14 protein-coding genes are annotated in these 14523 nt (G+C 60.2%); 5 read left to right on the top strand and 9 right to left on the bottom strand.

The window, feature by feature from the left end; all coding sequences use genetic code 11:
* Positions 1-50 precede the first annotated feature (50 nt).
* Complete coding sequence (locus AAZQ98_RS11875; RefSeq protein ID WP_434692523.1) at positions 51-1091, bottom strand: isopenicillin N synthase family dioxygenase; 1041 nt, start codon at positions 1089-1091, stop codon at positions 51-53.
* Positions 1092-1364: 273 nt separating this feature from the next.
* Here AAZQ98_RS11875 and AAZQ98_RS11870 point away from each other — a divergent pair, with 273 nt between their 5' ends.
* Together AAZQ98_RS11870 and AAZQ98_RS11865 are read left to right on the top strand one after the other, a co-directional pair.
* Positions 1365-1667, top strand: coding sequence for a type II toxin-antitoxin system VapB family antitoxin (locus AAZQ98_RS11870; protein WP_434692520.1), 303 nt, complete (start codon positions 1365-1367; stop codon positions 1665-1667).
* 81 nt (positions 1668-1748) lie between these two features.
* Positions 1749-2369 (top strand): LytR C-terminal domain-containing protein, encoded by a 621-nt coding sequence (locus AAZQ98_RS11865; RefSeq protein ID WP_434692519.1) that lies wholly within the window; start codon positions 1749-1751, stop codon positions 2367-2369.
* Between the two features lie 4 nt (positions 2370-2373).
* Here the strand turns inward: AAZQ98_RS11865 and AAZQ98_RS11860 are convergent, their stop codons facing one another.
* On the bottom strand, positions 2374-3063 hold the full coding sequence (locus tag AAZQ98_RS11860; RefSeq protein ID WP_434692516.1) for a DsbA family oxidoreductase: 690 nt from the start codon (positions 3061-3063) through the stop codon (positions 2374-2376).
* Between the two features lie 122 nt (positions 3064-3185).
* On the opposite strand from AAZQ98_RS11860, the gene AAZQ98_RS11855 reads away from it, so the two are divergent.
* Positions 3186-3908 carry a YoaK family protein gene (locus AAZQ98_RS11855; RefSeq protein ID WP_434692514.1) on the top strand — a complete coding sequence of 241 codons (723 nt, stop codon included), beginning with the start codon at positions 3186-3188 and terminating at the stop codon, positions 3906-3908.
* Between the two features lie 65 nt (positions 3909-3973).
* On the opposite strand, the gene AAZQ98_RS11850 is transcribed toward AAZQ98_RS11855, so the two are convergent.
* Positions 3974-5380 (bottom strand): amino acid permease, encoded by a 1407-nt coding sequence (locus AAZQ98_RS11850; protein WP_434692512.1) that lies wholly within the window; start codon positions 5378-5380, stop codon positions 3974-3976.
* Positions 5381-5566: 186 nt separating this feature from the next.
* Here AAZQ98_RS11850 and AAZQ98_RS11845 point away from each other — a divergent pair, with 186 nt between their 5' ends.
* Positions 5567-6133 (top strand): histidine phosphatase family protein, encoded by a 567-nt coding sequence (locus AAZQ98_RS11845; protein ID WP_332594869.1) that lies wholly within the window; start codon positions 5567-5569, stop codon positions 6131-6133.
* Positions 6134-6139: 6 nt separating this feature from the next.
* Here AAZQ98_RS11845 and AAZQ98_RS11840 read toward each other — a convergent pair whose 3' ends face one another.
* From AAZQ98_RS11840 to AAZQ98_RS11820, 5 genes are all read right to left on the bottom strand, one after another.
* Positions 6140-7204, bottom strand: a complete 1065-nt coding sequence (locus tag AAZQ98_RS11840; protein ID WP_434692510.1) for an alpha/beta hydrolase — start codon at positions 7202-7204, stop codon at positions 6140-6142.
* 131 nt (positions 7205-7335) lie between these two features.
* Positions 7336-8973, bottom strand: a complete 1638-nt coding sequence (aceB, locus tag AAZQ98_RS11835; protein WP_434692508.1) for a malate synthase A — start codon at positions 8971-8973, stop codon at positions 7336-7338.
* An 81-nt stretch (positions 8974-9054) separates the two neighbouring features.
* Entirely contained in the window at positions 9055-10368 is a 1314-nt protein-coding gene (aceA, locus tag AAZQ98_RS11830) for an isocitrate lyase (RefSeq protein ID WP_105659180.1), read from the bottom strand.
* A 527-nt stretch (positions 10369-10895) separates the two neighbouring features.
* Positions 10896-11498, bottom strand: a complete 603-nt coding sequence (locus tag AAZQ98_RS11825; RefSeq protein WP_434692505.1) for a HutD family protein — start codon at positions 11496-11498, stop codon at positions 10896-10898.
* 9 nt (positions 11499-11507) lie between these two features.
* Positions 11508-12128, bottom strand: a complete 621-nt coding sequence (locus tag AAZQ98_RS11820) for a thymidylate kinase (RefSeq protein WP_434692504.1) — start codon at positions 12126-12128, stop codon at positions 11508-11510.
* A 236-nt stretch (positions 12129-12364) separates the two neighbouring features.
* On the opposite strand from AAZQ98_RS11820, the gene AAZQ98_RS11815 reads away from it, so the two are divergent.
* Complete coding sequence (locus tag AAZQ98_RS11815) at positions 12365-13828, top strand: helix-turn-helix domain-containing protein (protein ID WP_434692502.1); 1464 nt, start codon at positions 12365-12367, stop codon at positions 13826-13828.
* Between the two features lie 10 nt (positions 13829-13838).
* Here AAZQ98_RS11815 and AAZQ98_RS11810 read toward each other — a convergent pair whose 3' ends face one another.
* Entirely contained in the window at positions 13839-14501 is a 663-nt protein-coding gene (locus AAZQ98_RS11810; protein WP_434692499.1) for an alpha/beta hydrolase family protein, read from the bottom strand.
* Positions 14502-14523: the final 22 nt, after the last annotated feature.

The raw sequence follows: 14523 nt of genomic DNA, 5'->3' as shown, positions 1-14523 counted from the left end.
GCCAACAGGTTTTGCGTGTGCAGCTCCTGATCCCTGCAGAAGCTCACGGCCTAGGCGCTTTTGCGCCCCTTGGCCAGCTCTGGGTAGTGAATGGCCGCGGTCTGCGGGTGGGCTCGCAGCCAGCCCTTGAGCACATTGGCGCCGTAGGAAGCCAGCATTGGGTTTTCCGGATCATCGGAGACGCCGCGAGCTTCGGCAGCCAGCTCGGCTGGCAGTTCGACCTTGTCGATCACTGCATCCAGTCGAGGGGAGTAGAAGAACGGCACCGAGTAGCGGTCAACGCCAGCTGGTGGCGCAATGACGCGGTGGATGGTGGCCATCAGGTAGCCGTTGGTCGCGACTTCGAGCATCTCCCCGAGGTTCACTACCAGTGCACCCGGGGTCGGCGGCACCTCGATCCACTCTTCCTGGCCGTAGGGCTGCACCTGCAGCCCTCCAACCTGGTCCTGCAGCAGCAGGGTGACGAAGCCGTAGTCGGCGTGCAGGCCAACGCCCTGGTTGCCCGACTCTGGTACGACGTCGCCCGAAACGTAGTGCACCAACTTGCCCATCCATGACGGGGTGTTGGCGAATGGCTCGTCGAAGTGGCCTTCGGGCAGGCCCAGGCCCACGGCGATGGCCGAAAGCAGCTCGTGGCCGGTTTTGTTCATCAGCTCGGCCCACGCCATGGCGCGCTCTTCGAGCTGGGGGAAGTCGGCAGGGAACTGGTTCGGGCCCTGCAGATTCAAGTACGGCTTGTCCTCGGGAACGACCGTCAATGTCTCGCGTTCGGGTCCGTAGTCGATCTGTTCGCGGGCATCGGCGCGGCCGCGGGTGATTTCGGTGCCCATCCGGGTGTAGCCGCGGAACTGGGCGCTATTGCGGTTATCGAGCTTGATTTTCTGCTCGACGGGCTTCTGGAAGAATTCTGCGATGGTGTCGAGCAGTTCCTGGTCCTGCCCGGCATATGCGCTGTATCCGACGATCTGGAAGAAGCCGACGCGGTGTGCGGCGTCGCGAATCGCGGCAACGAAATCCTTGTTGAAGGAGCCGTCAGCATTGCGTGCGGTAGAAATATCGAGCAGTGGGATCTCGGTGACTACGTTGTTCATAAACCCAGAGTGCACCTTATGACGCGATTGTTACCAGCTAAAGTTACGCCCGGTTCCTCCAAGTTTCCCTTGGCGTAACAATCCTTGCTTTTTCGCATTGCGTGTCTGATTATGCGCATTCGCGTGTAGCATTCGCCCGGCAACTGCGCGGCGAGTCCGGCTGCCGGCCGGTCCAATCGGCGCCGTCTCGGGAAGTGGCCTTCCTGGGGCCTGCCAATTTGCGCCTGATCTGCAGGTCTGTGGGTCTGGAGAGTTTGTCCGTATGCTTGAATAGTGATTTTTCGAGCGGTAGGTGAAGGCCGTCCATACCCGGACCACGGCTATTCTTTGGCGCGTGATTGGAGCGGGCTTCCCCCGCAGCAAGTGAAACTAGCTGACTTGGTCACCACCAAAGCCACCTTGGATCTTGAAACATTGCTCTCTGAGGATTCCACCTTCTATGGCGACTTGTTCCCGCATGTAGTGCGCTATCGGGGCGTGTTGTATCTGGAGGATGGGATGCACCGCGCGCTGCGCTCGGCGCTTCATCATCGCTCGGTAATACACGCACGCATATTGGATCTGGACGCTAGTTAGATAAGCTAGCGCCACGAGGATGACGATGACGTCGCCTTCAGGCCAGCAGCTGCCGAAGGCTGACCAGAGCAAGGTGGAATGATGCGTGATCGCGATGACCCGGGGCAATGGCACGGTGCGCATATTGTCGACGAGCAAGAATTAAGTTTCAGCTCGGACGGCCAGGCTAAGCGGCGTGCCCGCAAACGCCAGAACATTGTTTTCTCCGTGATGGCCCTTCTGGTGATCGCGGTTTTGGCCGGCGCCGTACTCGTTTTCAATGGAACGCTGAAGTTGGGTGGCGAGCCTGCCGCCGTTGCGAGCCCGAAGCCAAGCGAGACGAAAATCGAAAACCCCAAGTGCCCGGCTATCGATTTCAAGTACCAAAAACCCTCAGATGTCGAAATACGCGTGCTGAACACGACCGACATTTCGGGTCTTGCAGGTGACACTGCTGAGGCACTGGAAAATCGCGGCTTCAAGATTTCGTCGCTGACTTCCGGGTGGAAGTCGCTCTCCGAAACCACTGGCGCGGTCATTGCCGGGCCTGATGGCTATGCCCAGGCCTTCACCGTGCAGCGCCAGATCCCCGGCATCGTTTTCATCTACGACGAAAAGAAGTGGGGCAGTCGGGTGGACCTGGCGCTGGGGGAGAAGTTCGACGGCCTGGAAAAAGAACGCAAGCTCGATACTTCTGAAGGCAAGCTGGTCTGCGGCAAATAGCTGGCTACGGGGTCTGCACATCTCCGGAATGCACTTGGGCCAGCGCATTTGCGAAGACCTCGGCTGGCTGGGCACCGGAAATGCCGTACTTTCCATCAATGATGAAGAACGGAACACCGCTGATGCCCAGCTCGCGTGCCTGGACGATATCTGCGTTGACTTCCTCAACGTAGGATCCGGACGAGAGCTTCGCACGCAGTTCCCCGGTATCCAGCCCCAGCGTTCCGGCCAGTTCGAGCAGCGTTTCTAGGTCTCCGGTGTTCAGGCCCTTCTCGAAGTGGGCAGAAAGCAGCGCTTCCTTCATCTCGTTTCCGGCACCATGCTGCTTGGCGTATTCCAGCACGCGTAGTGCAGTGAAGGAATTAGCGACCTTCAAGTTGGCGAAGTCGTAGTTCAATCCTTCGGCAGCAGCCTGGGCGGTGACATGGTCAAGCATTTGGGCGACCTGTTCCTGGCCCAGCCCCTTCATCTTGGAGAGGTATTCGGCCTCGCTGCCGTCATAGTTCTCAGGAAGGCTCGGGTCCAGCTGGTACGAGTGCCAGTAGACATCCACGTTCTGGGAGTATTCGAACGCCTCGACACCCCGCTCGAAGCGGCGCTTGCCGATGAAGCACCAAGGGCAGGCAATATCGGAGAAGATATCCACGCGGATGCGCTTGTCTTCCGGGGACTGGACAGCAGTATTTTCGCTCATGCTCCAGATAACAACTTTTGCTCACCGGGCATTCCTTATTCGCGGCTGCTGATTTCGGGGGAGATAATGGCAGGGCTCCTACGGAAACCGGTTGGTGCTGATGGCGAGAGAAAGCAGGGCAAGTGGCAAAGAACCTTCGATGGCGCGGAATCCTCTTCGCCGGAACGATTACGGCGATGGCAGGCTTCGTCGATGGCGTCGGATTCGTGCACTTCGGCGGCTACTTCCTCTCCTTCATGTCGGGAAACTCCACGCGTTCCTCCGCGGCGCTGATGACAGGGGACTTTGCCGGATGGGCGATGGCCATGTCCTTGGTGGGCTGCTTTGTCGCAGGTGTCATCCTCGCAACGCTGGTTACCTTCCGGCTCGATAGGCTGCGCCGGCCAGTGGCCATGTATTCCAGTGCGGCACTGCTGCTCTCCGCGGCCATCTCCGGGAATTTCTTGCCGCAGCTGGCGGCTCTGCTGCTGGCCGCCGCGATGGGCATGGTCAATGTTTCCTACACTCGTTCGGGAGAGGTTTCCCTGGGCCTGACGTACATGACCGGCACGTTGGTCAAGCTCGGGCAGGCACTCGGTGGAGCAATCATCGGGTTGGCCACCGGATCGGACCGCGGCGGCTACCGGATGCTATGGATGCGCTACGCAGTGCTTTGGCTGATGATCACCATGGGTTCCCTGGGTGGCGTCTTGGCCTACCTGCGGCTGGGGCTCGGCAGCTTGTGGATCGTCGCAGGCGGCATGCTCGCGTGGGCCAGCCTGGCGTTGTTCCAGGAGCTGCGCACACCCCGTGGCCTGGGTGCGCCCTCGGAGCCCCAGACCGGACCCTCCACCGGGAACAAGTAGAAAGACATAAAAAATATGCCTGGCTTCGCTTTATGCGAAACCAGGCATATTTTAGTGCGCGGTGGCTAGCCCAGCAAGGAGTCGCTGTCCTGCTTGATCGGTGCCGCTGGGCGTACCAGCAGCTTGAAGAGCACGGCCAGAAGCACGAGCCAGGCGATTCCGGTGTACAGGGCTACACGCGTCGTCGGGCTCAGGGCCAAGAGCACGACAACGAAGACCATGAAGGCCAAGGCGATCCATACGGCAACGGTGCCGCCGGGCACAGCGTATTCACGGGCGACGGCCGGTCCGCGGCCCGCAGCGGCTTCCTTGCGTCGCATGGCCAGGTACGAAGTCAGAATCATGATCCACACCCAGACGGTGGCGAAGGTAGCGATGGAAGCGATGATGGTGAACAGCGACTCCGGGAGCAGGGCGTTGAGCACCACGCCGACCAGCAGCACAATGGCCATGATGACCACGGTCATCCACGGCACGCCGTTACGCGAGATGCGGCCAAAGGACTTCGGAGCATGGCCGATCTCGGACATGGCGTAGAGCATGCGGCCGGCCCCAAAAGTGTCGGCGTTGATCGCCGAAACGGCTGCGGTGATCACCACGGCGTTGAGCACGTGGGCGGCGGCCGGGATGCCCAGGCCGTCAAAAATCTGCACGAATGGCGAAGCTGAGCCGTCGATCTGGCGCCAGTCAAAGAGCATCATGACTACGGCCAGCGAAGCTACGTAGAAGAGCAGGATGCGCCATGGCACAGTATTGATGGCGGCTGGAACCGACTTGGCAGGATCAGCTGCTTCACCAGCGGTGATGCCGATGGTTTCGATGCCGCCGAAGGCGAACATCACGACGGAGAACGAGAGCAGCAGGCCCACGAAGCCGTTGGGGAACAGGGTGCCAGCGCTCATCAGGGTAGCGATGCCGGTTGCGGTTTCGGTCTCAGGGGCGTTGAAGCCGAAGATGATCAGGGCGGCGCCACCAATGATCATGGCGATAATTGCGGTCACCTTGATGATAGCCAGCCAGAATTCGGTTTCACCGAAGACCTTGACCTTCATCAGGTTGATCGAAGCGATCAGCAGGACGACCGCCAGCACCCAGATCCACTGCGCCACTTGCGGGAACCAGAAGCCCATGTAGATGCCGAACGCGGTCACATCGGCGATCGCGACAATGGCCATTTCAAAGGCAAAGGTCCAGCCGGTGACGAAGCCGGCGAAGCGGCCCAGGTAGCGCGAAGCGTAGTGAGCGAAGGATCCGGAAACCGGATGCTTGACAGCCATCTCGCCCATGGCACGCATGACGATGAAGACGGCGGCGCCGCCAATCATGTATGCGAAGAGGACGGCAGGGCCAGCAGCCTGGATAGCAGAAGAGGAGCCGTAGAATAGGCCCGTTCCGATAGCTGAGCCGAGGGCCATGAAGCGGATGTGGCGGGCAGTCAGCCCGCGGGCGAGAGACGCCTTTATTTCGTTCACGATAGTAATGCTCGGATCCTATAAGGGGTGCGTTCGATGGGGACGGGCCCGCGCCAAAGGCAGGGCACAGCCGTGAAAATCTTATGCGCTCCAGGCAGCCATGACGCGCTTAAGTGTTGCAGATCTATCGTGAGCTTGGCCACCAGCGGTTGCTGTTGGCCACCTGCTGGGTGGGAGAATAGGCTCATGAAACTAGGATTCGTCCGCCACGGACAGACGCAATGGAACCTCGAAGGCCGCTTGCAAGGTTCCAGCGACATCCCCCTGAACGACACCGGGCGAGCCCAAGCCCGCGAGGCTGTCTCGGTGCTGGACGGCGGCCAATGGGACGCTATCGTTTCCTCGCCGCTCTCTCGTGCCCGCGAGACGGCACAGATCATCGCCGACGGGCTGGGACTGGAACTGGGTCCTAGCTACGACCTGCTGATCGAGCGCGACTACGCCCAGGGCGAGGGCATGGTTGAGACCGAAGCGCTGGCGCTATGGCCGGACAAAAACGGTGGCGGAATTGAACCACTGGAATCTGTAGTTGACCGTGGCCTGCGCGCAATCAACCAGATTGCAGCAGACTACCCGGGCAAGAACGTCGCGGTAATCTGCCACGGCACCATTATCCGCTACACGCTCTCGCACTTCGCCGGCTACAAGCTGGACACCATCCGCAATGGCTCGGTTGCCATTATCGGCAATGAGCCCGGCGATTGGCAGCTGGAACTGGTCAATGACCAGGTGCCCAGCAAGGTCGCGGGCTAAGCCGCACTAGATGCCGGAAGGAACAATCCGGCGGATGCTGGAGGCCACCAGCGAATCACGCTGCCGGTTCTTGACGACCGCAAGCCATGAGCCCAACGCCATGTAGGCCTTGGAGCGGATCTTTGGCGAGGAGAGGAACACGTCGTGCAGCGCGCCGGGCAGGCGCACCAAATGCAGTTCCCGGCCCAGGTCGATGCTGCGCTGGGCGACGACCTGCACATTCAAGGCCACGTCGGCGCGGGTGGCGGTGTCGTGCCAGCGCGGCAGCAAATAGTCTTCCGCCGAAAGCATCACCAGGGTGGGCATCTGGAGATCCAGCCCCTTCTTCACCTTGGCTTGCGCATTGAAGACGGCAGAGATGAAACCCGCGGTGAGCTTGAAGCCGTTGACCGGGCGCCAACCCAGATCGTAATCCCATTCGCCGGAAAACTGGCTGGAGACCGTGCGGGTGTAGAACCCCGGATCCACCGTCGGCAAGAAGCGGTGGGGGTTGCGGCTGCTGGCCGCCTGGACGATCCTCGCCAAGGCGGTGCGCCCGATCTCGCTGGCCTGGAATTCCAGCCACGGGCTGTTCAGCGCCAGCGCATCAACTTTCTGCGGGTTGGCTGCCGCATACAGCGAAGCGCTGAGCCCGCCAGTGGAGTGGGCGAGCAGGACAAAGCGGGTTCCCGGATGCGCGCTGGAAATGATGCGGTGGGCCGCGTCGAATTCCTCGAAGTACTCCTCCAGATCGGTGGTGAAGCCCGGGCTTCTGTGCTCGGCGATTTTGGTGGCCTGGTCTACTGGCAAGTTCCGTCCATAATGGCGCAGGTCCAGTGCGTAGAAATCAGCTCCGGCATCGGACAGGAATCCAGCCAACTCGGCCTGGAAGAAGTAGTCCGACCAGCCATGCACATAAAGCACCGCGATCCCGCGCAATGGCGGCGGCAGGCGCAGCGATCTGCGCGGACGGTGCCTGATCAACGTCGCGGTGGAACCGTCCGACATCGGCAGCGGCCGTTGCGAGAAATCCTCGCCCAGCAGATCGGGCTGCCACAGGTCCTCGGACGGGTTCTTGAACTGGAAAGCCATGGCTACAGCCTAGCCACCGCACACGCAAAACGGCATCCACCCGCTGGACTGGTTACCAACGGATGAATGCCGCTTTGCGTGGCCGACGTTCAGGGACGACTGTTTTCTATCGGCCGGGTCTCGATTACTGCCTAACCTGCCATTTCCAGGGTGCGGGCTGGCGCATCCAGGTAGCGCAGGTAGGCGTTCTTGGTCAGGAAGGTCGGGAAATCGTCGCGCAGGGCGCAAGCTTCGAAGATTTCCACGGCTTCCTCGAAGCGATCGCCTTCGAAGCGCTCCAAGCCCTCCAGGGTCTCCTCGGCCAGTTCCTGGACCCAGCGACGGGTGATGATCTCGCCTTCATCGGTGATCGCCGACTGGTGGATCCACTGCCACAGCTGCGAACGGGAGATCTCGGCGGTAGCAGCATCTTCCATCAGGTTGCGCAGTGCCACAGCACCGTTGCCGCGCAACCAGGACTCGATGTAGCGGATGCCGATCTCGATGTTGTCGCGGATGCCGCGTTCGGTGATCTTGCCGGTGACACTCTCGATGTTCAGCAGGGCCGGGCCGGAAACCTCGACATCTTCGCGGGTGCGCTGCAACTGGTTGGGGTTCTCGCCGAGCACCTCGTCGTACACCTCCCGGGCAACCGAAACCAGGTCGGGGTGGGCAACCCAGGAGCCGTCGAAGCCATCAGCTGCTTCGCGGGCCTTGTCCTCGCGGACCTTGCCGAACGCCAGCTCGTTGATCGAGGCGTCCTTGCGGTTGGGAACGAATGCGCTCATCCCGCCGATGGCCGAAGCCCCGCGGCGGTGGCAGGCACGCACCAGCTGCTCGGTGTAGGCCCGCATGAACGGGGCGGTCATGGTCACGGTGTCGCGATCCGGGAAGACGAAGCGCGGTCCGCGGGAACGGAAGTTCTTGATGATCGAGAAGATGTAATCCCAGCGGCCAGCATTGAGCCCCGAGGAATGCTCGCGCAGCTCGTAGAGGATCTCTTCCATCTCGAATGCGGCGGTGATGGTCTCGATCAGCACGGTGGCACGGATGGTGCCGCGCTCGATATCCATCAGATCCTGGGCCATGTTGAACACGTCGTTCCACAACCGTGCTTCCAGATGGTTCTCCAGCTTCGGCAGGTAGTAGTACGGGCCGCGTCCGGCTGCCAGCAGGCGCTTGGCGTTGTGGAAGAAGTGCAGTCCGAAGTCCACCAGGGCACCGGACATCGGGGTGCCGGCAACCAGCAGGTGCTTCTCCGGCAGGTGCCAGCCGCGGGGACGAACCACGATGGTTGGCAGCTGCTGCAGATCGTAGCTGTTCAGCTTGTACTCGCGGCCATCCGGTGCGGTGAAGTCCAGGTCCTGATCCAGCACCCGGATCAGGTTGACCTGGTTCTTGATGACGTTCTGCCAGGTTGGCGAGGAAGCATCCTCCATGTCGGCCAGCCACACCTTGGCCCCGGAGTTCAGCGCATTGATAGCCATCTTGCGTTCGATCGGGCCGGTGATTTCCACCCGGCGATCTTCCAGTCCCGGTGCGATCGGGGCGACCAGCCATGAATCGTCTTCGCGAATAGCGCGGGTCTCGTCCAGGAACTTCGGATCGCGGCCATTGGCAATGCGCGCCCGGTTGACCTGGCGGCGCTGCATCAACTCGGCACGGCGCGGTTCGAATGCGGTGTGCAGGGCCGAAAGGAAGTCCAGGGCCTCGCTGGTCAGGATCTGCTCCTGGTAGCGAACGGGGGTAGCGGTAATGGTGATGTTGTTCAGGGTGATGGGGGAATTCATGGCAGCGTCCTTAGAAATCTTGGAAATGGTGCTGGTGCTAGCCGGCGCCTTTGCCGGCTAGCACCATCGACCCATCAGGGTCTAATGGAATTGGCCTTCTTCGGTGGATCCCACCAAGGCCAGGGTTGAGGCGTTAGGGTTCAGCGCCGTGGAGATCGCATCGAAGTAGCCGGTGCCGACTTCGCGCTGGTGCCTGGTGGCGGTGTAGCCGGCGGCCTCGGAAGCGAATTCGCGTTCCTGCAATTCGACGTAGGCGCTCATGCCGTCCTTCGCGTAGCCGGAGGCCAGGTCGAACATCGAGTGGTTCAATGCGTGGAATCCGGCCAGGGTGATGAACTGGAAGCTGAAGCCCATGGCGCCCAATTCGCGCTGGAACTTGGCGATGGTCGCATCGTCCAGGTGCTTCTTCCAGTTGAACGACGGCGAGCAGTTGTAGGAAAGCATCTGGTCCGGGAAGTCCTTCTTGACCGCTTCGGCGAACTTGCGGGCCAGCTCCAGGTCAGGGGTGCCGGTTTCCATCCAGATCAGGTCCGAGTACGGTGCGTAGGCCTTGGCCCGGGCGATGCATGGCTCGATGCCGTTGGTGACCTTGTAGAAGCCTTCCGGGGTGCGCTCGCCGGTGATGAACTGCTGATCGCGTTCATCGACATCCGAGGTGATCAGCGTTGCCGCTTCAGCGTCGGTGCGGGCGATAACTACGGAAGGGGTGCCAGCCACGTCGGCGGCCAGGCGGGCCGCGTTCAAGGTGCGGATGTGCTGCTGGGTCGGGATCAGCACCTTGCCGCCGAGGTGGCCGCACTTCTTTTCGCTGGCCAGCTGGTCTTCCCAGTGGACGCCCGATGCACCAGCGGTGATCATGGACTTCATCAGTTCGTAGGCGTTCAGCGGGCCGCCGAAGCCGGCTTCTGCATCAGCGACGATGGGGACCATCCAGTCTTCGACGGTCTGGATGCCTTCGGAGAACTCGATCTGGTCTGCACGCTGCAATGCGTTGTTGATGCGGCGCACGACCTGGGGAACCGAATTGGCCGGGTACAGCGACTGGTCCGGGTAGGTCTGGCCTGAAAGGTTGGCATCCGCCGCTACCTGCCAGCCCGAAAGATAGATGGCTCGAAGGCCGGCCTTGACTTGCTGCACTGCCTGGTTGCCGGTCAGTGCGCCCAACGCGTTGGTGTAGCCGCCGGTGGGGGTTTCCTCGGTGAGCTGCTTCCACAGCTTCTCGGATCCGCGTTTGGCCAGGGTGTGCTCTTCCTGGACGCGGCCCTGGAGCTTCACGACGTCGGCAGCGCTGTAGTCGCGGGTTACGCCGTTCCAGCGGGGGTTGTTTTCCCAGTCGCTCTCGATGGCTGCGATGCGGTTGTCGATCGAGGTTTCGTTGGTGTTTTCAGTAGTCATTGCCTTGGCTCCTTCACACAAGCTGCGGGTTCATGTCGATCGGAAGGTGATCTTGTGAACTTCTTCGTGACAACTACTTTTCCGCAGGTGCGAGGGCTTCAACAGAGGTTTTCTGAATTAAGATTTTCACTTCTTCACAAAAATGGAAATTTATCGCTTCTTGCGCTGATTGTGAGTCAAGGCATGAAAATTTACCGATATTGAATCAATCCCTAGCGAAGAAGAGTGAAATTTAACAGCAAGCCTGGATAAGGGCGAAGCCAAAGCAGACCGATTCCGGGGTCTGCGAGAATCGGCGAATCACTGATGAGCTGGGATTTTATGGAAACCGCAGGTGCTGATTCGCCGCGGAGGGCATTATGCAACAGGCCAGGAAACGTGAAGTATCAGAGTCTGGACTGGTAGCTGGCTTTTGCCAGATGGGGGCCTGGACTTGTCGCTATGGCCAATATTCTTGGCCGGCAGTGCAGTTTCTGAGTGCGAAGATTTATGGATCTTGCGGCAATGGCTGATTGAGCCGGAACGGGCTAGGACTGGTCGAAAGAGACCACAGCCATGAAACCGCGGCCGGAGATGCGTGGTTCACCGGCGTCAGAGCCAACGACGGTGTCACGCAGGTTCAGCGACTGTTCGCTGTCGCCGAGCAAGAGCTTGGCGGAGCCCTGGACCAAAAGGCCCAGTTGCCCATCAAAGAGATACTGCTCGCGCTTTTTGGACAGCTCGACAATGCGAACGGTGGGTCGTACCTGCTCCGGAACGGCGGCCACGTGCACGATGAGCAGTTCTTCGGCGGGCTGGCTCGCCTGGACAGGATTTTCCGTTTCGAATTTCAACGGGCGCAGCGGTTCCAATCCGTGCTCTTGCCCGTCTACATCCAGCTGCACGAAATCGCCGGCGATCAACGTGAAGACTTGAGCCGAAGGCGACGGAGTGAAGGCTGCAGATTTCTCGATAGAGCGAATCGACAGTTGCCAGGTTGATTCCCGCAGTTCGCTGGACCGCAACGTTCCGTCCTGCGCCAGAATGCCGCTCGCAATGAGCCGGACCTGCCCCAGCTCCCATTGCTTCTTGGTGCTTTGCGCCAATTCGAGAATGGAACCCGGTGCAAAAGATGCTTGTACTTCGCTCATGGGACGAGTCTACTTGCCGATGACCAAGCGAAGCTGTTCAACCAGCTGGGATGTGGGCAGCGAGGCATCAAGAGTGATCCAACCGTGCACTTGCGCAAGGCGCAGATACTCATTTCGACTGTCCCTGAGATACTCCATGCTTTCGTCGTCTTTGCCACGGGAAGTGATCCGCTCAAAGGCAAGGATGGGGTCAATGTCGAGCAGGACAATTCTCGCGTGCTCGGTACTTTTCGCCGCAAGCCAGGGGAGGAGCAGTCCCGGAGGATGGCCACGTATGCGCCGCAGCACTAATTGGCAATACAGGTGCCGGTCCATCACGCTGAGTCCGGGAGAGCGGGCCGCGAAAAGCATATTGCGGGCAACATTGAAGCTGCGGATGGAAGTTTCGAAGAAATCCTGGGTGAAAGTCGGGAACGTGATTCCCAGGGCGCGAGAGAATTTGGTAAGCCAGCTCCGCGCGGCGACGTTTGCGAGCCTGCGAGCCTGAATGCGATCGTTGCGCAGTTGCTGTACCAAAGCTTCAATAGTGGTGCTTTTGCCTGCGCCATCGGTGCCGACGATGACCAAAGTCCGGGGTGGATCGTGGGCATGGCGCGGGGCCGGTAGGGGGCGGGTGGAGACTGCGTGCATGGTGCTCCTTGCGGGATCTCTTTGTAGTTTCAACGTTTGCGCTTCGCTGAAGATTCCGCAGAAAGGCTGTGCATTTGTTGAGAGTAGCTCGCCGGGGAGCAAGGAAAGAACCGTGAATATTTGCTTCGGCGCCACTGCTGGGCGATGGAATTACGGGTCAAATCCGGAAGATCTAGAAATTTTCACGATCCTTGGCATAACCTTGTCATGTGACTGCAACCACATGGAATCGCTCAGTGAACTCAGCCGGCACTGGCGCTGGCAGCGAAGATACAGAACTCGACGCCATTGCCCTCGGCCGCAGAATCCGCTTTCTGCGCAAGGGCAAGCAACTGACCTTGGATGATGTCTCGGCGCTCGTTGATACCGCGCCGAGCCAGTTGTCGCTGATTGAAAACGGCAAGCGCGAACCGAAGCTATCGCTGCTTAAGTCCCTGGCTGGAGCCATGGGGGTTGGAGTCGACGATCTGCTGGGCACCGAACCGCCATCGCGCCGTGCTGCTTTGGAGATCGAATTGGAACGTGCCCAACGCGGGCCACTGTACGAGTCCTTGGGACTGCCTACCGTTCGTGTCGGCACGCGTCTGCCCATGGACGTCCTGGAATCCCTGGTGGGACTGCAGCATGAATTGGAACGCCGCCTGAACGAGCAGGCCGCGACCCCTGAAGAAGCCCGCCGGGCCAATACCGCGTTGCGCCATGAGATGCGCCAACGCAACAACTACTACAAGGATATCGAGCAGGAAGCCGCCAAAGTCCTCTCTGCAGTTGGCCACGATTCAGGGCCGCTCTCGCATCATCGTGCAGCAGATATCGCCGAGCATCTGGGATTCAGCCTGCGCTTTGTGGGCAATCTCCCGCATTCCACGCGTTCAGTGACGGACCAGAAGAACAAGCGTATCTATCTGACGCAGGCGAACCGCTCGGAACATGATCCTCGTTCGGTGTTGCTGCAGGCGCTAGGGCATCACGTATTGGGCCATAGGACTCCAACCGATTATTTCGATTTCCTCTCGCAGAGGGTCGCGACCAACTACTTTGCCGCGGCGTTGATGATGCCGGAAAAGTCCACGGTGGACTACTTGCGGCGAGCTAAGAACAACCGTGAGTTGGCCATCGAGGATCTGCGCGATGCTTTCGCCGTGTCCTATGAGTCCGCAGCCCACCGGTTCACCAACCTTGCCACCGAGCATCTGGGGATGACCTGCCACTTCCAGAAGGTCCACGAATCGGGCATCTTGCACAAGGCTTATGAGAATGACCGAGTGAACTTTCCAGCCGATCACACCGGTGCCATTGAAGGACAAACCATTTGCCGGTATTGGACAAGTCGCGTGGTCTTCGAGCAGATGGATAAGTTCCGTTCCTTCGAGCAGTACACCGATACCGTCAATGGGACCTTCTGGTGCACGGCGCGCACCGAGCGCCATTCCTCGGGGCTGTACTCCTTGTCCATTGGCGTGCCTTTTGAGCATGTGAAGTGGTTCCGCGGGCGGGATACCAAGGAGCGCTGCCAATCCACCTGCCCGGACGAGAACTGCTGCCGCCGTCCACCTGCTGACCTATCCAGCCAGTGGTTCGGCAATGCGTGGCCGGCTACGCGCGCCAATACCCACTTGCTGGCGGCCATGCCAACCGGAGCCTTTCCCGGAGTGGATGAAACCGAGGTCTACCGATTCTTGGAAAAGCAGGTGGACTAGGGCCGTTGGACTATGCGACGTGCTTGGAGATGAAGGCAAGAGCAGTTTCCGCCAGCCACGCGCCATCCTGGGCAACGGTGCGGCCGGAGCGGGCTACCTTGAAGGAATGGTTGCCACCTTCGAACCAGGAAAGTTCGCTGTGCTCGTTCAGCTTGCTGGCGACTTCTTCCATCTTTTCGGGGTTGGCAAAGGGATCTCGGGTGCCTTCGAGGAAAAGCATCGGCACCGCAATCGGGTAGAGATGCTCATCGCGTAGCTTCTCTTCCTTCTTAGGCGCGTGCAACGGGTACCCCAGGAAGATCAACCCTGCCGATGGCATGCCCTCGGCAACTGACAGGGAAGCGATGCGCCCGCCGAAGGACTTTCCCGCTGTGAAGATTGGCAGGCCTTCAGCCAAGTGTTCTTCAACCCAACGGCGGACCTGGTGCCACACTGCGACCGCAGCTGGCGCTTTATCGGGAAACTTCTTTCCAGCATCCATGTAGGGGAAATTAAAGCGCAGGACGCTGGCACCCAGATTCGCAGCGGCTAGCGCAAAGCCGGCCATGAAGTCATGATCCTTTCCAGCACCTGAACCGTGTGCGAGCACGATGACGGCCTTCGCCGCCTTTGCGCGGTCCCAGAGCGCGCTGAGTTCCAGATCTTCGTATGGAATGGAGAGTTCTTGGGTCATAGGTACCACCCTAGGGGCTGAG

Source organism: Glutamicibacter sp. Je.9.36, assembly GCF_051129975.1.
GTDB lineage: Bacteria > Actinomycetota > Actinomycetes > Actinomycetales > Micrococcaceae > Glutamicibacter.
The sequence above is the reverse complement of the archived record's forward strand: the minus strand, read 5'-3'. Positions and strand labels throughout refer to the sequence as shown.